General features: G+C 40.3%; 22 protein-coding genes and 1 tRNA gene. 18 read left to right on the forward strand and 5 right to left on the reverse strand.

What is annotated here, in order from left to right:
- Positions 1-20 precede the first annotated feature (20 nt).
- Positions 21-2,492: a DUF4982 domain-containing protein gene (locus tag Q0162_RS03830; protein ID WP_297889367.1), complete on the reverse strand. Its 2,472-nt coding sequence runs from the start codon at positions 2,490-2,492 to the stop codon at positions 21-23.
- Between the two features lie 43 nt (positions 2,493-2,535).
- Positions 2,536-3,537, reverse strand: a complete 1,002-nt coding sequence (locus Q0162_RS03835) for a BtrH N-terminal domain-containing protein (protein ID WP_297889370.1) — start codon at positions 3,535-3,537, stop codon at positions 2,536-2,538.
- Between the two features lie 340 nt (positions 3,538-3,877).
- On the opposite strand from Q0162_RS03835, the gene Q0162_RS03840 reads away from it, so the two are divergent.
- The 10 genes from Q0162_RS03840 (at position 3,878) to Q0162_RS03885 (ending at position 13,908) form a co-directional block, all read left to right on the forward strand.
- Positions 3,878-5,842 (forward strand): alpha-amylase family glycosyl hydrolase, encoded by a 1,965-nt coding sequence (locus tag Q0162_RS03840; RefSeq protein WP_297889373.1) that lies wholly within the window; start codon positions 3,878-3,880, stop codon positions 5,840-5,842.
- A 617-nt stretch (positions 5,843-6,459) separates the two neighbouring features.
- Positions 6,460-8,406 carry a glycogen debranching enzyme N-terminal domain-containing protein gene (locus Q0162_RS03845; RefSeq protein WP_297889376.1) on the forward strand — a complete coding sequence of 649 codons (1,947 nt, stop codon included), beginning with the start codon at positions 6,460-6,462 and terminating at the stop codon, positions 8,404-8,406.
- A 5-nt stretch (positions 8,407-8,411) separates the two neighbouring features.
- Positions 8,412-9,236: a KilA-N domain-containing protein gene (locus Q0162_RS03850; protein WP_297889386.1), complete on the forward strand. Its 825-nt coding sequence runs from the start codon at positions 8,412-8,414 to the stop codon at positions 9,234-9,236.
- A 62-nt stretch (positions 9,237-9,298) separates the two neighbouring features.
- Entirely contained in the window at positions 9,299-10,588 is a 1,290-nt protein-coding gene (locus Q0162_RS03855) for a glycosyltransferase family 4 protein (protein ID WP_297889390.1), read from the forward strand.
- 10 nt (positions 10,589-10,598) lie between these two features.
- Entirely contained in the window at positions 10,599-11,786 is a 1,188-nt protein-coding gene (locus Q0162_RS03860; protein WP_297889393.1) for a glycoside hydrolase family 57 protein, read from the forward strand.
- 93 nt (positions 11,787-11,879) lie between these two features.
- On the forward strand, positions 11,880-12,110 hold the full coding sequence (locus Q0162_RS03865; RefSeq protein WP_297889396.1) for a hypothetical protein: 231 nt from the start codon (positions 11,880-11,882) through the stop codon (positions 12,108-12,110).
- A gap of 175 nt (positions 12,111-12,285) precedes the next feature.
- Positions 12,286-12,367: transfer RNA gene (locus Q0162_RS03870), tRNA-Leu, on the forward strand.
- A gap of 69 nt (positions 12,368-12,436) precedes the next feature.
- Complete coding sequence (locus Q0162_RS03875) at positions 12,437-12,697, forward strand: thiamine-binding protein (RefSeq protein WP_096088267.1); 261 nt, start codon at positions 12,437-12,439, stop codon at positions 12,695-12,697.
- Between the two features lie 27 nt (positions 12,698-12,724).
- Complete coding sequence (pnuC, locus tag Q0162_RS03880) at positions 12,725-13,402, forward strand: nicotinamide riboside transporter PnuC (RefSeq protein WP_002680391.1); 678 nt, start codon at positions 12,725-12,727, stop codon at positions 13,400-13,402.
- Positions 13,348-13,908, forward strand: coding sequence for an ATP-binding protein (locus Q0162_RS03885; RefSeq protein WP_297889408.1), 561 nt, complete (start codon positions 13,348-13,350; stop codon positions 13,906-13,908). The genes pnuC and Q0162_RS03885 overlap by 55 nt, the downstream gene beginning before the upstream one ends.
- A gap of 63 nt (positions 13,909-13,971) precedes the next feature.
- Here the strand turns inward: Q0162_RS03885 and Q0162_RS03890 are convergent, their stop codons facing one another.
- Complete coding sequence (locus Q0162_RS03890) at positions 13,972-14,208, reverse strand: F0F1 ATP synthase subunit epsilon (RefSeq protein WP_095898672.1); 237 nt, start codon at positions 14,206-14,208, stop codon at positions 13,972-13,974.
- A 107-nt stretch (positions 14,209-14,315) separates the two neighbouring features.
- A complete protein-coding gene (atpD, locus tag Q0162_RS03895; protein ID WP_126371343.1) occupies positions 14,316-15,824 on the reverse strand; it encodes a F0F1 ATP synthase subunit beta in 1,509 nt (502 codons plus the stop codon).
- A 670-nt stretch (positions 15,825-16,494) separates the two neighbouring features.
- Here atpD and Q0162_RS03900 point away from each other — a divergent pair.
- The 3 genes from Q0162_RS03900 (at position 16,495) to radC (ending at position 19,309) form a co-directional block, all read left to right on the forward strand.
- On the forward strand, positions 16,495-17,466 hold the full coding sequence (locus Q0162_RS03900; RefSeq protein WP_297889414.1) for a bile acid:sodium symporter family protein: 972 nt from the start codon (positions 16,495-16,497) through the stop codon (positions 17,464-17,466).
- A 200-nt stretch (positions 17,467-17,666) separates the two neighbouring features.
- Positions 17,667-18,437, forward strand: coding sequence for a hypothetical protein (locus tag Q0162_RS03905; RefSeq protein WP_297889417.1), 771 nt, complete (start codon positions 17,667-17,669; stop codon positions 18,435-18,437).
- Between the two features lie 206 nt (positions 18,438-18,643).
- The gene (gene radC / locus Q0162_RS03910; RefSeq protein ID WP_297889420.1) at positions 18,644-19,309 is read left to right on the forward strand and encodes a DNA repair protein RadC; all 666 of its coding nucleotides are present in this window, start codon (positions 18,644-18,646) and stop codon (positions 19,307-19,309) included.
- 156 nt (positions 19,310-19,465) lie between these two features.
- Here radC and Q0162_RS03915 read toward each other — a convergent pair whose 3' ends face one another.
- Positions 19,466-20,335, reverse strand: a complete 870-nt coding sequence (locus Q0162_RS03915) for a hypothetical protein (RefSeq protein ID WP_297889423.1) — start codon at positions 20,333-20,335, stop codon at positions 19,466-19,468.
- A gap of 121 nt (positions 20,336-20,456) precedes the next feature.
- Here Q0162_RS03915 and nadE point away from each other — a divergent pair, with 121 nt between their 5' ends.
- The 5 genes from nadE to Q0162_RS03940 are packed head-to-tail and all read left to right on the forward strand — an operon-like array spanning position 20,457 to position 26,146.
- Complete coding sequence (gene nadE / locus Q0162_RS03920; protein ID WP_297889426.1) at positions 20,457-21,227, forward strand: NAD(+) synthase; 771 nt, start codon at positions 20,457-20,459, stop codon at positions 21,225-21,227.
- 39 nt (positions 21,228-21,266) lie between these two features.
- Positions 21,267-22,544: a phosphoribosylamine--glycine ligase gene (purD, locus tag Q0162_RS03925; protein ID WP_297889429.1), complete on the forward strand. Its 1,278-nt coding sequence runs from the start codon at positions 21,267-21,269 to the stop codon at positions 22,542-22,544.
- Positions 22,545-22,602: 58 nt separating this feature from the next.
- Positions 22,603-23,769, forward strand: coding sequence for a hypothetical protein (locus tag Q0162_RS03930; RefSeq protein WP_297889432.1), 1,167 nt, complete (start codon positions 22,603-22,605; stop codon positions 23,767-23,769).
- A gap of 22 nt (positions 23,770-23,791) precedes the next feature.
- A complete protein-coding gene (locus tag Q0162_RS03935; protein WP_297889435.1) occupies positions 23,792-24,946 on the forward strand; it encodes a carboxypeptidase-like regulatory domain-containing protein in 1,155 nt (384 codons plus the stop codon).
- A gap of 33 nt (positions 24,947-24,979) precedes the next feature.
- A complete protein-coding gene (locus tag Q0162_RS03940) occupies positions 24,980-26,146 on the forward strand; it encodes a carboxypeptidase-like regulatory domain-containing protein (protein WP_297889438.1) in 1,167 nt (388 codons plus the stop codon).
- The last annotated feature ends 11 nt before the right edge of the window (positions 26,147-26,157 follow it).

Raw genomic sequence — 26,157 nt, forward strand, 5'->3', positions numbered from 1 at the left:
CTTTAAGAAAACTTATTTTACTATCTAACTAATATTTTATAGTTTCCTTTTAGTGATTTACTTTTTGCCTCAATAGTAATTTCGCCTGCTTTTTCACCTGCTTGTACCATCATCACTAATTTTCCGTTGAAAAGGTGCATCTTAGGCAAGTGGAATTGATCGGTACAAGTAGCATCGCCATTGGCTGCTGCTTTATAAAAGCCAGCTCCTTTCACGCTGAACTGCACAAGGTCATTGACTGTTGGGCATAGATTGCCGTCCTTATCTACGGCTTCTACAGTGATAAAAGCGAGATCTTTGCTATTAGGGGTGAGCTCTGTTTTGTGTTCAGTACTGAGGCGCAACGCATAAGGTTTACCCGCAGTACGGATTTCTTTTTCGGCTACTGCTTTACCATTGTCATCATAGGCTACTACTTTCACAGTACCAGGTTCGTACTTAGTATCCATCCACATTAGGCGGTAACGCTTCTGGCGTTCTAAATCTGAAGGATTGCCGTCTTTTTCTTCCTCTTCTAATTTTATAGAAAGGTCTTTAGTGCGTTTTCCTTGACTCTTGCCATTGATAAACAATTCGGCTGAAGGATAATTCGTATAAACGAAGATAGGAGTTACTTCACCCTCGCGCCCTTCCCAATTCCAATGAGGGAGGATATGCAAGGTTTCGGCTTCCTTATTCCAATGTGAGCGGTAGAGATAGAAACGGTCTTTGGGTAGCCCTGCCAAATCTACTGCCCCAAAGTAGGAACTGTGAGATGGCCATTCTACATAGTAAGGAGTAGGTTCGCCGAGATAGTCGAAACCTGTCCAGATAAATTCTCCTATGGTATAAGGCAAATCCTCTTGATGTATCCAGTCGTCTTCGGGCAAGTTCGACCAACCGCAGTGTTCTACGTCATAAGACGACGATTGCATATCGGGGTATTTAGCCATTGATTTGCGCTCTACGGGGAACTTATACACCCCACGCGAACTTACCGTTGAAGCGGTTTCACTACCCAAAATAAGCTGTTGTGGCAACTTGCGGTAAGCCTCTTTGTACTTAAACGGACGGTAATTGAAACCCATTAGCTGCATCGTTGCTGCCATATTGTTTTTAAGTACATCGTGGGGTCTATCCATACCATTGCTCACAGGGCGAGTAGTATCGTATTTTTTGATGATATCTTGCAGATAGCGCGCTACTTGCGAGCCACTTTCTACGCTCTGTTCTTCCACCTCATTACCGATAAACCACATCAGCACGCTAGGGTTGTTGCGGTAGTGTTTTACGAGGTTAGTAAGATCTTTTTCAGCCCAGTCTTTGAAGTACAAGTGATAGCCATTATCGACTTTGGGGATAGCCCATTCATCGAAACTCTCTACGGCAAGTAGCATCCCTAATTCGTCGGCAGCGCGCACATATTCAGGGGCGGGCATATTGTGCGAAGTACGGATAGCATTCACGCCCATATCTCTTAAAATTACCAATTGTCGGCGTATAGCACTCTCATTTACCGCAGCGCCCAATGGACCTAAATCGTGGTGCATACACACCCCTTGTATTTTGATTTTGCGTCCGTTGAGGTATAGCCCATCATTAGGCTTGAGTTCGATAGAGCGCACCCCAAAGGTAGTGGTTACCTCATCTTTTACAATATCACCTTCATAGAGCTTAGTAACCGCTTTGTAGAGGTAAGGTTTGCCGATGTCCCACAAACGGGGATTATCAATATACAATTCTGCTGAAATCTTATCGGTAGTGTAAGGAGTCGCTTTGGTATTAGCATACGCTACCCTTTCACCTTGATTGTTGAAAATAACAGTTTCTGCAGCAATAGAAGTCTTTTTATCAGCTACAAATTCAGTATTTACTACTACTTTGGCAAAGTTGTTTGTTATTTCGGGGGTGGTAATCTGTACGCCCCAAATAGGGATATGCGTTTTGTTTTTAGTGATGATATGCACATTGCGGTACAATCCAGCTCCTGGGTACCAACGCGACATCTGGGTAAGGTTGTTGAGTCGCACTGCCAAAGTGTTGTTATTGGCTTTTACGTAAGAAGTGATATCCAAGAAGAAAGTGTTGTAGCCATTGTGCCATTCACCCGCTTTTTGTCCGTTTACAAACACTTCGGGGTTACTCATTGCCCCGTCGAACTGTACAAACACCTGCTTATCGGCGGTAAGTTGTGGCACGTTGAACTGGGTGCGATACCAGCCTACGCCTACAAAAGGCAAGCCACCTGTACGCCCTGTGTGTTCAATAGCCGCTTTTTGTCCGTCCTGCTTGATGGCAGTGCGTTGGATATCGTTTTCCATATCAAAAGGACCATAGATAGCCCAGTCGTGAGGCACGGTAACGCGTTGCCATTTCGCATCATTGTAGTTAGTTTGCGAGAAGGCAGGTTTATCCTCACGGGTAAATTTCCACCCTTTTTGGAGGGTTTGCTGTTGTTGCGCCGTGCCTGTAGCAGTAAAGGCAAGAGCTAAGAGAAGGTTGATTTTGTTCATTGAATTGTAATTTATTAATTGCTTTTTATAGCAAAATATTTTATTATTTTTTTACTTTTTTCAGTTTTTTAAAGAACGCTTCTTCCCGTTCGGCAATAGCATATAGCTGCTGTGAAAGCACGTTATACACATCGGCTTGGGTGCTGCGATTTTTGTATACGCGGGCAATGGCTACTGCAAAGTCACGCCACGCATCACCTATGTCGGTAATTTCTTTAGAGAGTTCTATTAAGGCATCGTTTTTCAGGAGTTTGCCGGCTTCTTGCAAAAAAGCGCCATAGATAAATCTAAAACCACCTCCACCAGTTCCAATTTCTTCCTGCATACGTATTAGCTGGGCGAGATAGTGATTGGTAGTTTTTGCACCCTTTTTGTGATACCATTTGAGTATATCCTTACTGAGTTTCTTAATACCTGCTACGCCTACTATAGGCACGGGAGCGAGCATTGTATTGCACGTTTGCTTGATGCCCTTCCATATTGCCTTTTCTAATGAAAGTTCTTTAGACAAATGGGTAGGGTAATACAAATGTCCTTTAGGAGCCAACACGCCATTAGCGAAGCGCACTTTGGTGAGTTCCTCAGGCGTAAGTGTTGTAGTATAAGGAATTACAGGATCACTGACGAGGTATTTGCCGTCCTCTTTGCCATAAACCACTAAGTTATGGGCATTGAAATGAAAGCGGTATTCATCGGGGAAATAAGGCAGGTTGAATACCCCTACTTGCAAACCCGTAGGGATACCCTTTGCCAGATTGTCGTCGAGGGCTTGTTGTGCCTTTTCGGGGGAAGAAAATTTTTGGTGTTTTACTTTAAAACCTAAGCGTTTGGCTACTTTGCTAAAAATATGCCCTGGCATAGTGCGGTAGCTAATAGCAGGAGCTTCGTTTACTCGTAACCAAGGAAAATAGAAGAACAAGAGTCCGGAGCCAATACCAAAAACCATAGGCTCACTCAGCTGAATACCATTGAAATATAACAAATTAGAGGCAACACCATTTTCACAGTGCGCCGATTGTCTATGTTTAAAATCTATTGTTGCCATATAAAATCGGGCAAAGATAGTAATAATTAGCAAATTAGCAAATTTACAAATTTGGCTATTGCTAATATTAGCCCATTACAATTAAAAAAACATATAATTTCTACTCTTTTTCACTAAAAATACCTATTAAATTCCCTATAAATCTCTACAATAATTAACATTTCATTTAGGCTCTTTCCTTGAAAAACCGCGCTTTACAACCTTTAAAGTTAAAATTATAAAAAAATTCTTAGAAAAATTTGGTAGTATTCAAAAAAATATATTAATTTTACGGCGAATTTAATTGACTTACCCAAAAGCCAACGACTTGACTTTTCTGTAGCCAGAAACACCAAACGTTATGAACGACCCACTTTTGCTACCATATCTCTCTATCATTAGGGGACGGCATCAGCACTTTATAGATACCCTCCGTATAGTGCAAGGGGACGCCTCGCGCCTCGCTGATGCTTGTAATTCGCACCTCTACTACGGTCTGCACCGTAACAATACAGAATGGGTGCTACGTGAGTGGGCGCCAAATGCAACGGCTATCTTTCTTCTTTGTGATAGCAATGATTGGCAAAAAAACAATCACTATTCTTTTACTAAACTAAACGACCAAGACTGGGAATTGCGCCTCCCCTCTAATATCCTCCGCCACGAAATGCTCTACAAACTACTCGTGGAATGGGAAGGAGGTAGCGGCGAGCGTATCCCTTCACATACTACCCGCGCTGTGCAAGACGACTATACCAAAGTGTTCTCCGCCCAAGTGTGGTGCCCTGATCATCCCTACCATTGGCAACACCCTCGCCCAAAAGCTGCCCCACATCCGCTCATCTACGAAGCTCATATCGGGATGAGTACCGAACACCAGCGTGTGAGTACTTTTATAGAGTTCCGCCTCTATGTACTACCTCGCATTGCTGCTTTGGGTTACAACACTATCCAACTGATGGCAATACAAGAACACCCTTACTACGGTTCTTTTGGCTATCAGGTGGCTAACTTTTTTGCGGTGAGTTCACGCTTTGGTACCCCCGAAGAACTCAAAGAACTCATCGATGCTGCCCACGGTTTGGGCATACGTGTACTGCTTGATATTGTACATTCACATTCGGTGAGCAATGAAGCTGAAGGTCTCAGTCTTTTTGATGGCACTGACTATCTTTACTTCCACCGTGGCGAGCGCGGTAAACATCCTGCTTGGGACTCCCGTTGTTTCGACTATGGCAAGCCACAAGTGCTCAATTTCTTACTCTCAAACTGCAAATACTGGCTTGAAGAATTCCACTTCGACGGTTTCCGTTTTGACGGGGTTACTAGTATGATTTATTACGATCACGGTTTAGGCAAAGCTTTTACCGATTATAGCTTCTATTATGATGGTAATGAGGACGACGACGCTTTGGTGTATCTCACTATGGCTAACCAACTTATACACGAGCTCTACCCCGAAGCGCTCACCATTGCCGAAGAAATGAGCGGACTGCCAGGGCTTGCTTCCCCCATCAGTGAGCAGGGAATGGGCTTTGACTACAAGCTGAGTATGGGCATCCCCGATTATTGGATTAAACTCCTCAAAGAAGTCCCCGATGAGCAATGGCACGTAGGCGATATCTATTACGAACTGACTAACAAGCGCGCTGAAGAACGCACCATTAGCTATGCCGAAAGCCACGACCAAGCGCTCGTAGGTGATAAAACTATATTCTTCCGCCTTACCGATAAGGAAGTGTATACTGGAATGAGCGTGTTCGACCACAATCTAGTTATAGACCGCGCGATGGCTTTACACAAGATGATACGCCTCATCACTTTAGCAACAGCAGGAGGCGGTTACCTCGCTTTTATGGGCAACGAATGGGGGCACCCTGAGTGGATTGACTTTCCTCGCCAAGGCAACAACTGGAGCTATGCACACGCACGCAGACTATGGAGCTTGGTTGATAACCCCGACTTGAAGTTTAAATACCTCAATGCTTTTGATAGCGCGATGCTACACTTTGCCACCAAGAGCAATCTCCTCGACCGTAAACCTCGTGTGTTGGTGCGCGACATTGAGCGACAATTACTCGTGTTTGAACGCAGTGGTTACTTATTTGTTTTCAGTTTCAACCCCACCACCTCCTACACCGATTATCAGTTTGATGTGCCAGCAGGCAAATACATCACCGTACTCAATACCGATAACCTTGCCTTTGGAGGAGACAACCGCATCGATGAAAGCGTAGAACATTTCACACAGTACACTGGCAAAGAGAATTTGCTGTCGCTATATATACCCGCGAGAATTGGCTTTGTGTTGAAATTAGCAGATTAGCAAATAAATACAACCTAATTTAATTAGTCATCCATTGTTACTTATCAATCACATATTACCCTTATTAGTTTTTCTGTGTTTCACTTGTCAATCAATAACAGCACAGAAAGCTCAGGAGTGTAATTTAAAGGTCTTTTTATCATTAAAAAGCAAAAACTTACAAACCGATTTTTTCAAAAAGATTGATTCAGTAACAGCAGTGCAATACCCAGAAGGTAAAGCCCCAACTGTGAATATCACCCCAAAGATACTCAACAGATATTTAAATGACATTGAAAAAGATCTTTCACAGCAGCCTATAGGGGAAAAAAATAGTTGAAAGAACATACCATTACAATTTAGTACCCCCAGAGTTTGCTCAGCAAGCTAGCAATACGAAAAACAAAATCTATTTGAGCTTTTACCCCAAAAGCTGTGATTTCACACTACACCTACTGTACTCTTACTTTTTAAAAGAACACGATGTAGTAGTAGAATCATTGGTAATATATTATTTACAATCATCGATGGAAAGATTGCAAATTTTGGGAGAGATGAAGCAGGATAAAATCAATCAATTACATTGGTATTGCTAATTGAAATATGTTAATTATTAATCGTAAATTGTTAATTGAAATATGAGTTATCTATCATTTAAAAAAGACCAACTTATTAACCTTGAATATTCTCTTGCGAGAGAATTTCTCGGTACTAACCGTGGTGGAGGTTACTGCTCCTCTACCCTCGTATTCTGCAATACCCGTAAATACCACGGGCTACTTGTTGTGCCTATCGAAAAGTTCAGAGGCAAGAACTATGTAATGCTTTCTTCCTTAGACGAAACAATCCTACAACACGGACGCGATTTTAATTTCGGCGTGCATAAGTACGAAGGCACCTACGAACCTCGCGGGCATAAGTATATTGTGGACATTTCTTACGAAAAAGCCTTTACCGTTACTTACCAAGTGGGCGGAGTAGTACTCAAAAAAGAAATCTTGATGATGCACAACGCCCCACAGGTGCTCATTCGCTATACTTTAGAGGATGCTCATTCGGCTACTCTCTTGCGTTTGAATCCGCTATTGGCATTCCGCGATATCCATTCGCTTAGCAAGCAAAACCCCGTAGCCAATACCCAAGTAGAAGTGGTTGATGGTGGCGTACGTGCCAAATTATACCCTGAATTCCCTTACCTATATATGCAACTTAGCAAACCTGCTAATTTTGGTGGTGCTGCTTATTGGAATAACAATATCTATTACACCAAAGAAAAAGAACGCGGCTACGATTTCCAAGAAGATTTGTTGAGCGTTGGGGCTTTTGAGGTGAGTTTGAAAAAAGGTGAAAGCATTGTTTTCTCCGCCAGCTTAGAGGAAGCTAAATCTAAAAATCTCGCTAAGGATTTTACTAAATATCTGAAAGAGCGCGCGGACCGCAATTCGTTTGAAGAATGCTTGCAATACACAGCCTCTCAGTTTATCATTCAGAAAGCTGGCGAAACACGTATCAAAGCAGGTTATCACTGGTACGATAGCACTACTCGCGACACCTTTATCGCACTCCCTGGTATTGCTCTTTCAGGAAGTACCGCTAAAATATTTGACGAGGTGTTACAATCAGCCCTCAAATACTGCTACAACGGGCGCTTTGCTCGCGACATCAGCACCCACGTGATAAACCCAGTATTTGATGCCGACACCTCTTTGTGGTTCTTCTGGACACTCCAACAGTATGAAAAAGAAACTACAAAAACAAAAAAACAAATCTGGAAAGAGTACGGAGAAACCCTTAAAACTATCCTAAATACTTTCAAAAGTCGTGAGCATAAAACAATGCGTATGGACGACAACGGACTTGTATGGAGCGACGACCTCAGTCACCCTCTTACTTGGTTCAACGCCGAAAATAACTATGGTCCTATCGTTCCTCGCAACGGCTATGTCGTAGAAGTGAACGCCTTGTGGTACAATGCCGTATGTTATGCTTTGGAATTAGCCAAAGAGGCAAAGGACAAAACTTTCCTATCCGAATGGGGTACTATGCCCGAAACTATTGCCGAGAGCTTCAATCAAATATTTTGGATCGAAAGTGAAAAATACTTAGCCGATTACGCTAACCACACTCACCAAAATACCGAAGTGCGCCCTAATCAGCTATTGGCTTGTGCCCTTGACTATTCACCACTTACTGAAAAACGCCAACGCAAAGTGTTAGCAATTATCACTCAAGAGTTGCTCACTCCCAAAGGTTTGCGCAGTTTGTCGCCCGAGAGTCCGCGTTATGAAGGAGAGAGCGTAGGCAATGTATTTGTGAGAGATAAAGCTACTTTCAATGGCTCAGTACACCCTTGGTTTGTAGGGTTCTATGTAGAAGCGAATCTCAAACTCTTTGGCGATACTTACATCCCCGATGGCAAAGCCTTCTTAGAAAATTTTGAAGAAGAAATCAACACTCACGGTGTAGGGCTTATTTCTGCTATCTACGATGGCAATCCACCTTTCAACCCTCGCGGTTGTATTTCCAACGCCAAAAACGTTGCCGAAATATTGCGCGCTCAATGGCTACTTTCAGATAAGAAGTAAGAGGTATGGCAAAGAATAAAACTATCAGTGTACAAGGTTTTGATATTGTATGGTATGAAACTAATTACAACGACTATATTTCTCTTACTGATATAGCTCGCTATAAAGATGCTGAACATACAGACGACATCATAAAGAATTGGCTTAGAAATCGCAACACGATTGAACTATTGGGTTTTTGGGAAAGCATTTACAATCCTAATTTTAAACCCGTCGAATTCGACGGGTTTAGAAAACAAGCTGGACTAAATAGCTTTGTAATGACACCTAAAAAATGGATAGAGAGTACCAATGCTATTGGCATTGTATCCAAATCAGGAAGATACGGAGGAACATTTGCCCATAAAGATATTGCTTTAGAGTTTGCTTCGTGGATTTCAATAGAATTCAAGCTCTATATTATCAAAGAGTTTCAACGTTTAAAAGAAGACGAAACAAGTCAGTTAAAATTAGAATGGAACTTACAACGAACCTTGTCTAAAATCAATTATCACATTCACACTGACGCCATTAGAGACAATTTGATTCCAAAAGAAATTACTAAACAGCAAGCTAATTTTGTCTATGCTGACGAAGCCGATTTACTGAATGTAGCTCTTTTTGGACTCACGGCTAAAGAATGGAGGGAAAATAATCCTGATAAAAAAGGAAATGTGCGAGATTATGCTTCTTTAGAACAGTTAGTTGTTTTAAGTAATATGGAGAGTATTAATGCCTTACTTATAAGCCAAGGAATAACACCGTCAGAAAGACTTAGAGAACTCAATAAAGTCGCTATTACTCAAATGAAATCTTTAGTTAAGAACAAAGCAATTAAACAGTTGAATTAAAACAACACCCTTCTTGTCCCCTCCATAGAGGAGAGTTGGGAAAAGGAATAAATATAAAGCGTATGAAGAATGCAAGAGTATTAATGTTTGGATGGGAATTTCCCCCTCATATCAGTGGGGGGTTAGGAACAGCCTGCTTGGGTATCGCCCAAGGATTGGCTAAAAACGGCGTGAAAGTGCTGTTTGTAATGCCAAAAGCCTCTGGTGATGAGGATGGCAGCGTGGCGAAAATTATCAACGCCAGCGATGTAGAGATGTTGCAAAACACCGAAAAAATTGAAGATTTCTGGAAACATATTAACTTTATGGAGATAGGCTCAAACCTCGTGCCTTATCTCGACCCCGAAACCTTTGCCCGCGAACGCGACCAATACCTCAAAGAAGGTGAGCATCGCCAGCGCATTTCATATCACAACAAATTTCAGTTTTCGGGTAAATATGGCGCTAATCTTATGGAAGAGGTGTACCGCTATGCCTTAGTTGCGGGTACCGTTGCCAAACGCTATGAGTTTGACGTAATTCACGCCCACGACTGGCTTACCTATAGTGCAGGTATCATTGCTAAGAAGATTTCGGGCAAACCCCTTATTGTACACGTACACGCCACCGAATACGACCGCGGGGGCGAGTACAACCGCAATACTTTGGTGTATGATATCGAAAAACGCGGTATGGAAGCTGCCGATAGAGTGGTAACTGTGAGCAACTGGACGCGCAATATCGTCATTGAAAAATACGGTATCCCTGCCGAAAAAGTGATTACCGTACACAATGCAGTAGATTTCAAAGCCGAAACCGATGCCAAAGAAGAACGCGGCGTGAAAGATAAAATCGTTACTTTCTTAGGACGTATCACCTTGCAAAAAGGTCCTGAGTACTTTGTGGAGGCAGCTGCCAAAGTGATGAAACGCGTGCCTAACGTGCGCTTTGTAATGGCAGGTAGTGGTGAGAAAATGAACCCTTTAGTGCGCCGTGTAGCACAATTAGGATTGGGTACCCGCTTCCACTTCACAGGATTCCTTAGAGGTAATGATGTACAACGTATGTTCCAATACAGTGATGTATATGTAATGCCTTCTGTATCTGAACCTTTTGGCATATCCCCCTTGGAAGCTATGCGCTCCGGAGTCCCTACAATCATCTCAAAACAATCAGGAGTAGCCGAAGTTCTAGATCATGCTATCAAAGTAGATTATTGGGATATCGACGCCCTCGCCGATGCTATCTATGGCATTATAACCTACCCTACACTTGCCAACTATATGCAACGTGAAGGATACAACGAGGTAAACCAACTCAAATGGGAAAACGCTTCCTTGAAACTTAAAAACATTTACGAATCTTTAATATAATAAACCAACGATGAAAAAGTCAATTTGCATTTATTTCCAAATCCATCACCCCGAACGTCTTAGAAAATACCAATTCTTTGACATAGGTAAAAAACATAACTATTTTGATAACTACGCCAATCGTTCAGAACTCGAAGACTTGGCAGAAAATTGCTATCTGCCTGCCAACGCCCTCTTGTTAGAACTCATCAAAAAATACGAAGGAAAGTTCAAAGTAGCGTTTTCTATCACAGGGAGTGCTATCGACCAACTCGAAATGCACACCCCCGAGGTGATTCGCAGTTTTCAAGAGCTAGCTGCTACTGGCAATGTAGAGTTTTTGGCAGAGACTTATTCACATTCGTTGGCTTCACTTTCTGAAGATACCGATGAGTTTGAACAACAAGTAAAACGCCACAGCAATGCCATCAAACAGCTCTTTGGCAAAAAGCCTGTAACCTTCCGCAACACCTCTCTCATCTATTCCGATAAGATAGGCGAACGCGTTGCTAAACTCGGTTTCAAAACAATGCTCACCGATGGCGCTAAACACGTATTAGGTTGGAAAAGCCCAAATTTCGTTTACAAAAATGCCTTAAACGAAAACCTAAACCTCTTGCTCAAAAATAGCAAACTGAGTGATGATATCGCCACCCACTTTTCCGATAGGAATTGGAGCGAATACCCTCTTTCTTCCGAAAAATACGCCTCTTGGGTAGAAAGTAGCTTGCAAGACACCGATGTACTCAACCTATTTATGAACTACGAAGTCATAGGTTATTACAACAATGCTCAAAGTGGCATTTTCGACTTCTTGCGGTACTTTATCAAAAATATATCAGCTAACCCTAACTACCAATTCTTATTACCTAAAGAAGTAGCTAAAAAACACCCTGCTAAAGGAGTATTACCTGTACCCTACCCTATTTCATGGACCGATGAAGAACGCGATATCACCTCTTGGCTCGGTAATGAATTGCAAAAAGAAGCCTTTAATAAGCTCTTTGCTATACAACCTTTGGTAAGAAAGAAAAAGAACGCCGAGCTCATCGAAGATTATAGCCGATTACAAGCTAGTGAGCATTTTTATTTTATGCGTACCAAACTCTTTTCGGGTACCGATTATCACAAGTACCTCCACCCTTACGATTCGCCCTACGAAGCCTTCATTAATTATATGAATGTGCTGAGCGATTTTATCGAGAGGGTAAATAATTAGGTAATAGGAGGTAGGTGTCAGGAATCCTGACACCTGACACCTGAAACTTGACTCCCACTGAAAGATTTAATAATAATTTAAAAAACAGACAAAATGAAAAATGTAAAAACGAAGAGAGAAAGCAATTTCTTTGAAGGAATTGTTTCTGAAGAAATGAATGAACTGTCTGGAACTACAAGAGTTGCCGAGACAAACCCCGACAAAATGTCTACAGAACATTTAAGTAGTGAAGATTTTCTGTACTCAACCCCAAAAAAGAAAATCAAACCCCTCGCTAAAAACATCGACAGCAACTTAGTGGAGAACCTTATCTTCACTCCTTAGTTTTAAAAAAAGCCCCTCGCTTGCGCGAAGGGCTTTTTTAGATTAGTGAAAAGTAATTTGCTAATTTACAAATTTGCCAATTCACTAATTTGAACTAAAAAAATCCTAAAAAAATTTGCAGATTCAAAAAACTATTGTACCTTTGCGCCGTCAATCAAACAAAAGTTCATCATTTGCGGGTGTGGTGAAATTGGTAGACACGCTAGACTTAGGATCTAGTGCTTCACGGCGTGGGGGTTCGAGTCCCTTCACCCGCACTTGCAAAAGGCTGCCTATATTAGGCAGCCTTTTTATTTTAATAAACAACAAGTAACAGCTTAACAAGTATGAAAGTATCAGTAGAACTTACCTTCAGTCCGTTGCAAGATGATTTTGAGCAACCTATCATTCATTTTATCAAAAAATTGCGTGCCTCTGGGCTTATCGTGCAAGAAAATCCTCTTAGCACTCAAGTGTATGGCGACTACACCCAAGTAATGAGCGTGCTCACTACCGAAATAGAAGAAGCACTCGAGCTAGTAGAACGCGGATTGATGTACATAAAAATCGTAAAATCCGACCGCCACGAGTATAAACCATTTTTCTAATGACGAATGACAAATTACGAATGACGAATGACTGATTTTTTTGCGCAATATAGAGGAGTAGAGACGCATTTGGTGGTACTCGAAATTATTGGGGTACTCTTTGGATTCCTCAGTGTGTGGTATGCTAAAAAAGGTAATATATGGGTATACCCTACGGGGATTATCAGTACGGTGTTGTTTGTATACTTGCTGTGGCACTATGTACTGTGGGGTGATATGCTCATCAATGCTTATTATACAGCGATGAGCATCTACGGCTGGGTGTTATGGGCTAAGAACGCACAGGATAATGTGATTACCATTTCGGTTACTACGCGCCGCGATTGGCAAATTTGCGGTCTGTTAGGCTTGTTTAGTTTGAGTTTTGTAACCATAGTGTATTACCTGAAACCCTACATCAAAAACAACTTTTCAATGGAGGGCATTTCCTTAGGTTTTCACAACTTCCTCCCTACCGAATATGTTGATGTATTTACTACCGCCATTTTCTTAGTAGGAATGTGGCTAATGGCAAAACGCAAGATAGAGAATTGGCTCTTTTGGATTCTCGGAGATCTTATTTCGGTGCCGCTCTACTTCAAAAAAGGAATGCTTTTCACTTCATTCCAATATTTATTATTCACTATCATCGCCATAATGGGCTATATCGAATGGAAAAAACACTTGCGCAACGAAAGAGCGACATCAAGCGTATCGCCTTTGTAGGTCCGGAATGCACGGGCAAAACCACGCTGAGTCGCACCCTTGCCCAGCATTACCAAACAGTATGGGCTGAAGAGTATATGCGCACTTACTTGCAACACAAGTGGGATACCCAACACCTCACCTGTACCCCCGATGACCTGCTGCCTATCGCTCTCGGACAAGTAGCACTTGAAAATGAACGCATTTCGCAAGCAAATAAAGTGTTATTCTGCGATACCTGCTTGTTAGAACTTATGGTTTATTCCTACCTTTATTATGGCAAATGTGAACCTGAAATAGAACGCGCTGCCCTTAGCCATCATTACGACGCTATTTTCCTTACCTATATAGATGTTCCTTGGCAAGCCGATGACCTGCGCGACAAACCTCACGAACGGGAAAGTGTTTTTGCTTTCTTTCAAGAACAATTAGATGCCCGAGGTATAAAATATCAGATTTTAAAAGGAAGTGTTGAAGAGAGGATTCTTCAGGTAGAAAGTAAGGAATTAGCAAATAAGAATTTGTGATAAATAAAAATCCCAAGTATTTTAAAACAATACTTGGGATTTTTTATATGAATTACTACACTACTAATCGGCAAGGATTACCACCTTGTTGTGATTGCACTCCAAGGTACCCCCCTTAATAGTAAAGGATTTCAATTCATTTTTACCTTCAAAAAGGGTTACCTCGCCCGCTGTAAGCATTGAAATAATAGGGGCGTGGTGATCTAATATTACAAATGCCCCCTTAACCCCAGGTACATTCACTGCGGTTGCTTCACCTTTAAACAAAAGGGCTTCGGGAGAGAGGATTTCTACTGTCATAAGTGCGAGCCGCACGGGCTTTTTTTATTATTGTTTAAAACTTTGTCAAAGGTGCAAGCCGCACGGGCAATCAAGGACTTTGACAAAGTATATAATATTCTAATTAACTAGCTAGCTTCAGCAAGCATTTTTTCACCAGCTTCAATTACTTCTTCAATAGTACCTTTAAGGTTGAAGGCAGCTTCAGGAAGGTGGTCGAGTTCACCATCGAGAATCATATTAAAGCCTTTGATAGTATCTTTGATATCTACGTAAGCCCCTGGTAATCCAGTGAATTGTTCGGCTACGTGGAAAGGCTGTGACAAGAAGCGTTGTACACGGCGTGCACGAGCTACCGCAATTTTATCGTCTTCGGAAAGTTCTTCCATACCGAGGATAGCGATGATATCCTGCAATTGTTTGTAGTGTTGCAAGAGCTCTTTCACACGTTGCGCACACTCGTAGTGTTCTTTACCGAGGATTTCAGGGGTAAGAATACGTGAAGTAGAGTCGAGTGGGTCTACGGCAGGGTAGATACCTAGCTCAGCGATTTTACGCGACAATACGGTAGTGGCATCGAGGTGGGCAAAGGTAGTAGCCGGAGCGGGGTCGGTAAGGTCATCGGCAGGTACATATACCGCTTGTACTGAGGTAATTGAACCGTGCTTGGTAGAGGTGATGCGCTCTTGCATTGCACCCATTTCGGTAGCCAACGTAGGTTGGTAACCCACCGCTGATGGCATACGACCTAAAAGGGCTGACACCTCAGAACCTGCTTGGGTGAAACGGAAGATATTATCCACGAAGAAAAGCACGTCTTTTCCTTGTCCTTCGCCTGCGCCATCGCGGAAGTACTCGGCAATGGTAAGTCCCGAAAGAGCTACACGCGCACGAGCTCCAGGGGGTTCGTTCATTTGTCCGAAAACGAAAGTAGCTTTAGATTCTTTAAGAGCATTTCTATCTACTTTGCTCAAATCCCAACCGCCTTTTTCCATCGATTCTACGAACGCATCGCCATATTTGATGATGCCCGATTCAATCATTTCGCGGAGGAGGTCATTCCCTTCACGGGTGCGTTCGCCTACACCAGCGAATACTGAGAGACCGCCGTGTCCTTTAGCGATGTTATTGATAAGTTCTTGAATAAGTACTGTTTTACCTACACCAGCACCCCCAAAGAGACCAATTTTACCACCTTTAGCATAAGGTTCGATAAGGTCGATTACTTTGATACCGGTGAAAAGCACTTCGGTAGTAGTAGAAAGTTCTTCAAATTTAGGGGCTTCGCGGTGGATAGGCAAACCGTTATCGCCATCTTTTGGCAGGTTGCCAAGACCGTCTACACCGTCGCCAATTACGTTGAAGAGGCGACCATAAATATCGTGACCTATAGGCATTTTGATAGGGCTACCGGTAGCGACTACTTCGGTATCACGGCTAAGCCCTTCGGTAGAGTCCATAGAGATAGCGCGTACCACATCTTCGCCTATGTGCGATTGTACTTCTAATATAAGTTTAGTGCCGTCGGGTTTGGTGATTTCTAAAGAATCGTAAATGCGAGGCAGTTGTTTATCCGATGCAAACTCTACATCTACCACCGGACCAATAACTTGAGCTACTTTTCCTTTTTGAAACATAATTTTTTCAGTTAAGAGTTAAGAGGTAAGAAATAAGGAAAATTCCTATTCCTTGAATTTCTATTTTCTAATATCGCGCAAATGTAGGAAGTTTTTTGTAAAGTAACAAATAAAAAAAGAATTTTTTATTGAAGAGTGATACTCATTGTAGTATTACAAAGAAAGAGCGGGGATAAGAGAGAAAAGAGTATCCCCTACTTTTCTTTGTAACCGCCTGATTTTTCTTTACGGAGAATAGATGAAAGGAGATGAAAAATCAGGACTTTAAATAAAAGCAAATATTTCGGGTGCAAAGATACGGTTTTTACCCCCCCCATTATGTTAAAATACTGTTAATTTTTACAATTGTAAGTGTTAAAATGTTAATTTAAGAGCGACAAGGGTTCATTTTTAAACATTGAGGAATTATGCGAGACGGTTTTTTTAAGGATGCTAATTGTTGTTTTATAGGGGTTTCTGTTTTCAATTGCAAAATTATTCTTAGCTTTGCAAAATCAAACTTATAGCAAATGAGTGAAACACTATTTAACAAAGGAACAAATGAACTGTTTACCAAAATTTTTCTTAGTTATTACAATCATAAAAAAATCGTAAACACTGTTTACAGTTTTCAAAATGAATCTCGTTTATCTTGACTACATTAACAAACTTAAAGAATGGATAAAAGAATATGAACAAAATACTTACTAAAAATACTTTTCTTTGGCTTTTGGTATTGATGGTGCTCCTGAGTTACCTCCTCCCCTATCGCGAAAGTTATAATGCTTATTTCAATCTCGGTACTTTTATCGACTGGGGAATTGTGATTATCTTCCTGCTCTACGGACTCAAACTAAATCTCCGCGAGGTGCTGAACGACATCAAAAACTGGAAATTACACCTCTTAGTGCAGGTAGCTACTTTTGTACTATTTCCTCTTTTGGTTATACCATTCTACAAGATAGCACAAGGCACTGAGTTTTACGTGTTATGGCTCTCGATATACTTTTTGGCGTGCTTGCCTTCTACGGTTTCCTCATCGGTGGTGATGGTTTCTATTGCCAAAGGAAATGTGCCTTCAGCGATTTTCAACGCTTCTATTTCGGGACTTATCGGTATTTTTGCTACTCCTATGCTGATGCAACCTTTTTTGGAAAACAGTAGCGGGGCAGCTGTAGATCAAGGTGCTATCATTCAACAATTGCTACTGAAAGTATTGTTGCCTATTGTGTTAGGTTTGTTGCTCAATCCGCTGTGCAAGAAATTCATAGAACGCTATGGCAAGCTCATCGGTAAGTTTGACAGACTCATTATCTTACTCATCGTTTACGAGAGTTTTTCAACAGCTTTTGTAAATCGCGTGTTTAGCAGTGTGCCAGCTATTACTTTTGCAATTATTGCCCTAGCTGCCGTAGGTTTATTTTTTATAGTGTATCACCTTTTGGGGTGGACATCAAGGCGTTTGCACTTCAATCGTGAGGACACGATTACAACCACTTTCTGTGGTTCAAAAAAATCATTGGTACACGGGAGTCTCTTTATGATGGTTTTGGGTATTCCCGATGACAACAAAGTGATGTTCCTGCTACCAATTATGCTATATCACAGTTTTCAGCTGTTTTATGTAAGTTGGCTGGCGAATAAGTTGTCAGGTGATAGGTAACAGGTGTCAGGTCTCAGGTAAAGACAGCGAGTTGGTTCAGCTGGACAGGTGAGTAACAATTCAGCTAATATCCAATAGTAAATATTACTCTGAAAATCAATTAATAAACATATAAAAAGGGAATCGAGAAGATAAATAAAAGACAATCCAGATGTCCGAGTTTTGTCTAATACCCTCTAATAACTAAAAACTAACCCCTTATGAAAAGAATAGTAATCATCTCAATGATTTTAACAGCCTTTGTAGGCTGTAAAACACACATTAAACCTTCTACAGATTTAGACGATAACCAATTGCACGGCAAGGTAAAACAAATGCTTGAACTAACCTATTCCTACGGCAATGTTGATAGAGTTTATTTTGAAGAGAAAACTAAAGCCTCTGACTCAACACTGTATATTTTTAATGAAAAAGGTTATTATACCGAAGCAGTTCACTTAACCCCTCCTAATGATGACGAGACTGAACAGGCGCCCAGAAATATATATGTTACTCGCACTGCCGACGAAGTGAAAACAACCGCTTACAACAGCGATGGAGATATCCTATACCAAAGCATCAGTAAGCTAAACCCCGAAGGCTTAGAGCTTACCCGAACAGATATTTTTAAAAAAGATGACGATAATATTGTAATGAACTCCACTTATGACCATACTAATCTAAAGAGAGAAATAAATATTGAATACAAGAACGGAAGTAAACACAAAAATGTACTAACCTATAACAAAAAAGGACAAGTCATTAAAGGAGAGTTTTACATAGGTAGCGAAAATGAGCTTTTTTTAACTTCTACATATACTTACAACAGCAAGGGCTATTTAGAAAAACGTGAACAGAAGTATATTACTACTTATGCGGTTACTACTACTTACGAATATGAATACGATGCTCAAGGCAGTGCTATTGTTGTCAAGGAATACGAAGACGGTAAACTCACAACTACAAAAAAGAGAATCATAGAGTATTATTAAAACAACCTTAAAAACCTATAGTCTATCAGAATTGAATTGCAAAAATTAGCGTTGCATACTTTCTCAAAGTTTGAGACTTTGACAAAGTCTAATTAACTGATAAATAGTTATATTTGCGTTATGTTTAGTAGGGGCGTTTAGCAAACGCCCTCATAAAAATAATCTTATTTATTCGTAATCTATTTCTTTTTGACTATAACTAAATTATGACTATCAAAAATTGGGAAGATACCGATAAGCCTCGTGAGAAGATGATGGCTCAAGGAAAAACTGCTTTGAGCAATGCCGAACTTTTGGCTATTTTATTAGGTTCAGGCTCTGCCAATGAAAGTGCTGTTGCTTTGAGCAGACGTATATTGGCTTCAGTAGGCAACAGTCTCACGGCTTTGGGCAAACAAACATTAGCGCAACTCACCGCCTTCAAAGGGATTGGTGAAGCTAAAGCAATTACGATTCTCGCCGCTACCGAAATGGGGCGCCGGCGCGCTGCCGAAACTCCTGAACCTCAACCTAAAATTCAAGCTCCTCAACACGTTTTTACTTTGATGCAACCCCTTATTGGCGACCTGCCTCACGAGGAATTTTGGGTGCTTTACCTCAACAGTGCCAACCGCGTGATTCACAAATGCCGACTTTCTTCAGGGGGCATCACTCATACTACTGTGGATATACGACTGCTCTTCAAAAATGCCTTAGAACAAGGCGCTGTCTCACTGATTTTAGTGCATAACCACCCCTCGGGGAGTATCACCCCCAGCAAAGAGGATATAAAACTCACAGAACGCGTGAGAAACGCTGGTGACACTTTGGATATCAAACTCTTAGACCACATAATCGTTACAGAAAAAGAATACTATTCAATTAACAATTAACAGGTAACAATTAATAGGTAACAATTAACAGGTAATAGTATCAATTAAGGATTGAAACAACTTGTTGATTATAAATCAAATAATCTTTTTTTCAACTCTTAATCCTCATCAATAGATAACCAATAATAAGGGGTACAACTTGTTAATTGTTAATTATTATTTGTTTTTTATCATTTTAGCTGAAAAAACAAAGATGAGCAACACGACAATCCCCATAATTGCCCATAGAAGTGGTTTAGCCGATGCCACAGTACCATTGGTAGGGCTTTTAGTAACTGAAGTTGTTGTAGTAATAGGCTGAGTCTTTACATATTCTACAGTCTCATTGTAATGAATGGAGGGGAGTTGTTTAGGGATATGCTTCACAAAATGAGTGATGTCGTACTGAGGCGCTATGTCGTTAGCTTTGCCATACACTAAAAAATAGTGATGAGCCGTATCGGGGAAGCGCGCTGTGAGTTTATAAGTGATAGGAAAGAGGGTAATTTCAGAAATTGAAAGAGGGGTATTATCTTGGTTATCAATATCGATTTGCAGATGCTTAAACAGCTGTGGTGCAAAAGTATATGTGTTATTCCCCTTAGAGTCGAGCACCCCTTTAACTACACTGCTCAGATAGGTATCATCGGTAGTTTCGTTTTGCAAAATCTTCACAGAACGATAATAATCATAAGTTGTTGCAGGGTGAATTGCTACTTTGCCAAGGAGCAAAATTTCAGGAAGTTTCACATCAATAATCGTATGTTTAGACGCTTTGTCGTTCTTTACAGCAAAGTGCGTAATAGTTTGGGTAGCGACCACTGTATCAGCCATCATATAAGGCACTTCAATAGTATCGGTAACCGAAATGCCATAAATGCGCAAATCATTATAACTCTCCATACGGTCGAAGATAGTAATGGGCAAAGTGAGAGAATGCCAACCACTTTGGTTGAGATTTTCAAGTGCTTGTTTATAGCGGTATGACGAGAGCTGTGCCTGAGTGGTAATGGTACAGAAAAACAGCAATACAAAGAGTTTTTTCATAGTTTGATAGCAACTTTACTAATTTATACTGCAAAAGTATAAAAGTTTTTCGTTATTCGCAATTATTTAGTACCTTTGTCGCGATATACTAAAGACATTTTTTGAACTCAATACAATTCAAATGGAAAACATAGCATCACAAATCGTTCATTGGATAAAAACTTATGCCGAAAATGCTCGTGTAAAGGGCTTAGTCATAGGCGTATCGGGCGGGGTAGACTCGGCGGTGGTCTCTACGCTTTGTGCACGTACGGGTTTACCTACACTCTGTCTCGAAATGCCCATTCACCAAGCTGAAAGCCACGTGAGTCGCGCTGAGGAGCATATCGCTTTCCTCAAAGCTCACTACCCCAATGTGAGCAACCTGCGCACCGACCTCACTCCTGTATTCGACCAGTTTGTAGCACAAATACCCCCTACCGATAAATCTACTTATGAAATGGCTCTTGCTAATACCCGCGCGCGCCTAAGAATGACAACCCTCTACTATTATGCGGGACTCGAAGGCTATATAGTGGTAGGCACAGGTAATAAGATTGAGGATTTTGGGGTAGGATTTTTTACCAAATACGGCGACGGCGGGGTAGATATCAGCCCTATTGCCGACCTGATGAAAAGCGAAGTATACCAACTTGGCAAATACTTGCAAATTCCGCAAAGTATCCTCAAAGCAAAACCTTCTGACGGTCTTTTTGGCGACGACCGCAGCGATGAAGACCAACTCAAAGCCTCTTATGACGAGTTGGAATGGGCAATGCTCCAAACCGATCAAGGCAAAAAAGCGGAAGATTTCGGCGGTAGAGAGCGCGAAGTATTTGAGATATACACCCGCCTCAACCGTGCTAACCAGCACAAAATGCAACCCATACCGATTTGCAAAATCGACAAGTGAAACAAATCTACTAACCGACAAATTGACTAATTAATAGAAATGAACATACTTATCCTTGGCTCTGGCGGTCGTGAACACGCCTTTGCCGTAAAACTACACCAAAGTCCGCTTTGCGACAGCTTATACATCGCCCCTGGCAATGGGGGCACTCACACCGTAGCTACCAATGTGGCTATCAGCCCTACCGACTTCCCCGCGCTCAAAGCCTTTGTGTTTGAAAAACAGATTGCAATGGTAGTGGTAGGTCCCGAAGACCCTTTAGTGCAAGGGGTATACGATTTCTTTGCCAATAACAAAGAACTCTCTCACGTGCAAGTGATAGGTCCTTCACAGCAAGGTGCTACCCTTGAAGGCAGTAAAGAGTTTGCCAAAGAGTTTATGGTGCGCCATAACATCCCTACAGCTAAATACGCGAGTTTTACCAAGGATACAGTAGACGAAGGTTGCGCTTTCCTCAGCACGATGAAAGCCCCTTATGTACTCAAAGCCGATGGTTTGGCAGCTGGCAAGGGGGTAGTGATACTCGAAGATTTACAAGAAGCCCAAGCCGAATTGCGCCGTATGCTCATCAACGAGAAATTTGGGAAAGCAAGTACCAAGGTGGTGATTGAAGAGTTCCTAAAAGGCATTGAGCTCAGCTGCTTTGTCCTCACCGATGGACAAAACTACAAAATATTGCCTACGGCTAAAGACTATAAGCGCATAGGCGAAGGTGATACAGGGCTCAACACGGGCGGTATGGGGGCTGTTTCGCCAGTGCCTTTCGCCGATGCAGCTTTTATGCAGAAGATTGAAGAGCGCATTGTAAAACCTACGATTGCAGGATTACATAAGGAAGGCATTGTATATAAAGGTTTTGTATTCATCGGACTCATAAAAGTAGACGGCGAGCCTTACGTGATAGAATACAATGTGCGTATGGGAGACCCCGAAACCGAAGCCGTATTGCCACGTATAGAAAGCGACCTCATTCCGTTATTCCAGTCGTTGTACAACGGCACTTTGGCTTCACAAGAGCTGAAAGTAACCCCGCAGAGCGCTACTACGGTGGTAATGGTATCAGGAGGTTATCCTGAGGATTATGAGAAAGGAAAAGAGATTACTGGCACTGAAAAAGCAACAGATAGCACTGTATACCACGCCGGTACCACCCTTAAAGACGGCAAACTTCTCACCGCTGGCGGTCGTGTGCTTGCCATTACTTCACTTGGTGATGATTTCAAAGAAGCCTTACAACGCTCCTACAACAATATCAGTAAAATACATTTTGAAGGTGCTTACTGGCGAAAAGACATTGGGAAAGACCTTTCCAATTAACAATTGACAGTTGATAATTAACAAAAAGTCCCCTCAAAAATTACTAATCCTTATAAATATGAAAAAGAATATAATCGCAGTCCTCACCTATATAACCCTAATTCCACTATCTTTCTCTCAGAACACCCTCTCCAAATATCTTGCGGATAAGGAGACTAAAGCCCCCTTAAAAAGTGCCACCATCCATAATGCAAACGATTATACCGTTACCAATGACGATGGACACTTTGTGTTCTATTCAGCCAACGATAGCGTAACTATCAAAATGTTAGGCTATGAAACCCTCAAAACTACTTTCAAAGCGCTGAGTCGTACAAAAGACACCTTGTACCTTATCCCCAAACCTTTTCAGTTAGACGAAGTAACCCTTTCTAACAAGAACATACTACAAGAAGCCTATAATCACGCTACCACCAATTACCCTATGGAACCTTTTGTTGAAGATTTCTTCTTGCGTTGTATCCTCAAACGCAATGGTGAATTTGTGAAAATTGAAGACCTTAGCGGACGTATCAAGCGTGATAAATTATTAGGAGCCAAGAAAAATTTCACCTTTCAATTGCTGAATATGCGTAAGTTTGGTATAGAAAAGAAAGGAGTGCGTGCAGACGATTTTAATATCCCTTCCTTAAATGATGTTTTTCAATGGTGGAGTAATATTTTATTTTTAGACTCAAAGGAGTACCGTTTTTCATTCCTTAAAGTTATAGATGAAACACATCAACAGGTAAATCACACTCCTAAAAAAGAAGAAGATTACAAAAAAGGAATAGGTCATTTTATCATCAGTACTGATGATTATGCCGTCAAAGAACGCATTTATAAAATCAATCCTAAAGTGGTAGATAAAATACCCTATACTAAGAAGTTTTTTACTAAGTATCGAACTACAGACTTTTATCTCAAAGAAAAATGTGAAAAAGATGTTGCTAAAAGTAAGTACTTTATAGCTAGTGGTCTGTATACCGAAAAAATAGAGGGTTATAATAATGATGAAAGAATAGTATATGATGTAAGTTTCGAGCTCATTGTTACTCACCCTTTTTCAGACCTCAATACTTTTAAAGCCAATGTAAATGGCAAAAAAGAACTGTTTAAATTAGAAGTACCCTATAACAAAGAATTTTGGGAGACCCAAAACCAGCTCCCCCTTACCAATGAAATGCGCAATTTTATCAATAAACCCCACAATCCAAAAGAATACCGCGTGATATCTAATTTCTAAAGTAATGTAAAAACACAACAATATGAAAACACTATTCCTTATCCTATTATTCACAGCCACATCCTTGTTCGCCCAAGTAGCTGAACTCACCCTGCTGGATGCCTCTACAAAGCAGCCCATCCCCAACGTTGAAGCCTATTACACACGCTCCCTCAACGGCACTATTACCAATGAGGAAGGCAAATTGCGTATTGCGGTGGAGAACGACTCCCTTACCTTAAGCCATATAGGCTATGCAACTAAAAAGATTTTTACAGATAAAACCTTTGCCAAAGCAACCATTTATCTCAATCCTCAGGAAATACAACTTGAGGAAGTTGTGTTATACAATTTTGATTTGAAGAAAAAAGTAAAGTATGTTTTAGATAATTACTTCAAATTGTATGACACTAAGGCTAAAATATTGGAATGTACTTATCGAGAAAAGATGATAAGAAATGATACCCTTACACGCCTCTATCAAGTGCAGTTAGATTGGTGGAGCAAAAGTTATCGTTATACTTCTTTCAAGCAACCTTTAGAAAAACTATTACAAATCCAACTTAAAAATATCGACTACTCTAAAATGTTAAGCCAAGAAGAAGTCGCGGCTCGTTCTGTTCACTTAGAAAGAACACCGATGTTTATATATATTTTTGTGAACACCTATTTGTCATTTATAGATCAATTTGGTGAAAATATTGATATCAAAAAAGTAGAGAAAAATAAAGAGGTTACTAAAGTAACTTTTAACGCTGATATCGTTATCAATAAAAAGCTAAATCTAAAACTTGAAAACTCGGTATTGGTGTTTGACAATACTACCAATGCTGTGAGAAAAGTTATTTTTAACGACATACATCAAGGTATAAAGGATAAAGTTTCTGAGAAAACTAATAAGCCTTATAAGTCTATTACAGATAATTATCGCTTGGAACTCACCTTAACTGACTATAAAGGCAAACTACTGTTTAGTTCTTATTATGTAAGACTCATAGGAGCTGTTGAATATAAAGGGAAAAGAGATAAACTCTTTTTTGAACATAGTTTTTTACGTACAGGAGTACAGAACAAACATATTAAAAAAGAAGATAGAATAGATATTCAAAAGTCTTTCCACGAATACATTACCCCTCACAAACAAGGTGAAGCCAAGTTTTTGCTCACCAAAGAAGAACAAGATTTTATAAACCAATAGGCATAATATCTAAACATTTAATATAAGAAACTTATGAAACTAAAATTACGTATAACAACAATTTTACTACTAATTTCTTTTCAATTTCTTGCTGCACAACAGAAGATTATAAATGTTTTGGATAACACAACCAAACAGCCTATTAGCAATGTGCATCTATATCTGCCTAATCTTGAAAAAGGAACAATTACTAATGAAGAGGGGAAAGCAAAAATAGATTTTAGCATACAAGATAGCTTAATTGTGAGTTGTGTAGGTTATGCGACAAAGAAATTAGTTATAAATAAAGACACTTCTCTTAGCACTCTGTATTTAACTCCTGAAGAAATTGTGCTTGATGAGGTAGTTATTTATAATTTTGACTTAAAAAAACAAGTAGGATACGTGTTAGATAATTATAAAAAGCTCTATGAAACTAATGCTAAAACATTAGAATGTACTTATAGAGAAAAATTTGTAAGAAATGATACTCTTACACGGCTTTATCAAGTGCAATTAGATTGGTGGTTCAAACAATATCTATTTATCCCACAAGAAACATTAGATAAACAGTTGGCTGTTGCACTCAAAAGTACTGATTATTCTCACATAAAGAATGATAAGAATAAAACTACGCAAGGAGCTTTTTTAGATCCTAAAAACCTATTTCAATTTCTTTACCCCAATAGTTATCTATCTTTCATAAAATATTATGGAGAGAATATTGAAATTAAAAAAGTTGAAAAGAATGCTGATTACACCAAAGTAACTTTTAATGCAGACATTGTTATCAAAAAAGAGCTCAGTCTTAAATTAACTAATTCGGTTATTTATTTTGATAATCACACTAATGCAGTGAAACGTATTATTTTTAATGATACCAAGCGTTCTGTAAGTGAAAATGTTTCAAAGGAAAGCAAAATTCCCTTTAAATCTATCTCAGATAATTTCTCCTTAGATATTACTTTCAGTAATTATAAGAACAAATTATTGTTTAGCAGTCTTTATGTAAAAGCTAAAGGAGGTATTGAATATAATAACAAAAGGGATAATCTTCAAACAGAACAATCTTTCTTGCGTACAAGTGTAACAAAAGGACAAATAAAAAAGAATGACAGAATAGAGGTTGAAAAACCTTTCTTTGAATATGTTACTCCTCATAAACAAGGTGAAGCCAAGTTTTTACTTACCAAAGAAGAACAAGATTTCATAAACCAATAGCCATAATATCT

Origin of the sequence: uncultured Capnocytophaga sp., from assembly GCF_937936315.1 — a bacterium.
Classification (GTDB): Bacteria; Bacteroidota; Bacteroidia; order Flavobacteriales; family Flavobacteriaceae; genus Capnocytophaga.

What these genes read in the sequence shown, in the direction of transcription:
- Q0162_RS03905 (WP_297889417.1), top strand. Translation starts at nt 17,667, where the DNA reads ATGAAAAGAATAGTAATCATCTCAATGATTTTAACAGCCTTTGTAGGC.
- Q0162_RS03855 (WP_297889390.1), top strand. Translation starts at nt 9,299, where the DNA reads ATGAAGAATGCAAGAGTATTAATGTTTGGATGGGAATTTCCCCCTCAT.
- Q0162_RS03835 (WP_297889370.1), bottom strand. Translation starts at nt 3,537, where the DNA reads ATGGCAACAATAGATTTTAAACATAGACAATCGGCGCACTGTGAAAAT.
- Q0162_RS03845 (WP_297889376.1), top strand. Translation starts at nt 6,460, where the DNA reads ATGAGTTATCTATCATTTAAAAAAGACCAACTTATTAACCTTGAATAT.
- Q0162_RS03890 (WP_095898672.1), bottom strand. Translation starts at nt 14,208, where the DNA reads ATGACAGTAGAAATCCTCTCTCCCGAAGCCCTTTTGTTTAAAGGTGAA.
- radC (WP_297889420.1), top strand. Translation starts at nt 18,644, where the DNA reads ATGACTATCAAAAATTGGGAAGATACCGATAAGCCTCGTGAGAAGATG.
- nadE (WP_297889426.1), top strand. Translation starts at nt 20,457, where the DNA reads ATGGAAAACATAGCATCACAAATCGTTCATTGGATAAAAACTTATGCC.
- Q0162_RS03940 (WP_297889438.1), top strand. Translation starts at nt 24,980, where the DNA reads ATGAAACTAAAATTACGTATAACAACAATTTTACTACTAATTTCTTTT.
- pnuC (WP_002680391.1), top strand. Translation starts at nt 12,725, where the DNA reads ATGACTGATTTTTTTGCGCAATATAGAGGAGTAGAGACGCATTTGGTG.
- Q0162_RS03885 (WP_297889408.1), top strand. Translation starts at nt 13,348, where the DNA reads ATGGAAAAAACACTTGCGCAACGAAAGAGCGACATCAAGCGTATCGCC.
- Q0162_RS03830 (WP_297889367.1), bottom strand. Translation starts at nt 2,492, where the DNA reads ATGAACAAAATCAACCTTCTCTTAGCTCTTGCCTTTACTGCTACAGGC.
- purD (WP_297889429.1), top strand. Translation starts at nt 21,267, where the DNA reads ATGAACATACTTATCCTTGGCTCTGGCGGTCGTGAACACGCCTTTGCC.
- Q0162_RS03840 (WP_297889373.1), top strand. Translation starts at nt 3,878, where the DNA reads ATGAACGACCCACTTTTGCTACCATATCTCTCTATCATTAGGGGACGG.
- Q0162_RS03865 (WP_297889396.1), top strand. Translation starts at nt 11,880, where the DNA reads ATGAAAAATGTAAAAACGAAGAGAGAAAGCAATTTCTTTGAAGGAATT.
- Q0162_RS03935 (WP_297889435.1), top strand. Translation starts at nt 23,792, where the DNA reads ATGAAAACACTATTCCTTATCCTATTATTCACAGCCACATCCTTGTTC.
- Q0162_RS03860 (WP_297889393.1), top strand. Translation starts at nt 10,599, where the DNA reads ATGAAAAAGTCAATTTGCATTTATTTCCAAATCCATCACCCCGAACGT.
- atpD (WP_126371343.1), bottom strand. Translation starts at nt 15,824, where the DNA reads ATGTTTCAAAAAGGAAAAGTAGCTCAAGTTATTGGTCCGGTGGTAGAT.
- Q0162_RS03915 (WP_297889423.1), bottom strand. Translation starts at nt 20,335, where the DNA reads ATGAAAAAACTCTTTGTATTGCTGTTTTTCTGTACCATTACCACTCAG.
- Q0162_RS03900 (WP_297889414.1), top strand. Translation starts at nt 16,495, where the DNA reads ATGAACAAAATACTTACTAAAAATACTTTTCTTTGGCTTTTGGTATTG.
- Q0162_RS03930 (WP_297889432.1), top strand. Translation starts at nt 22,603, where the DNA reads ATGAAAAAGAATATAATCGCAGTCCTCACCTATATAACCCTAATTCCA.
- Q0162_RS03875 (WP_096088267.1), top strand. Translation starts at nt 12,437, where the DNA reads ATGAAAGTATCAGTAGAACTTACCTTCAGTCCGTTGCAAGATGATTTT.
- Q0162_RS03850 (WP_297889386.1), top strand. Translation starts at nt 8,412, where the DNA reads ATGGCAAAGAATAAAACTATCAGTGTACAAGGTTTTGATATTGTATGG.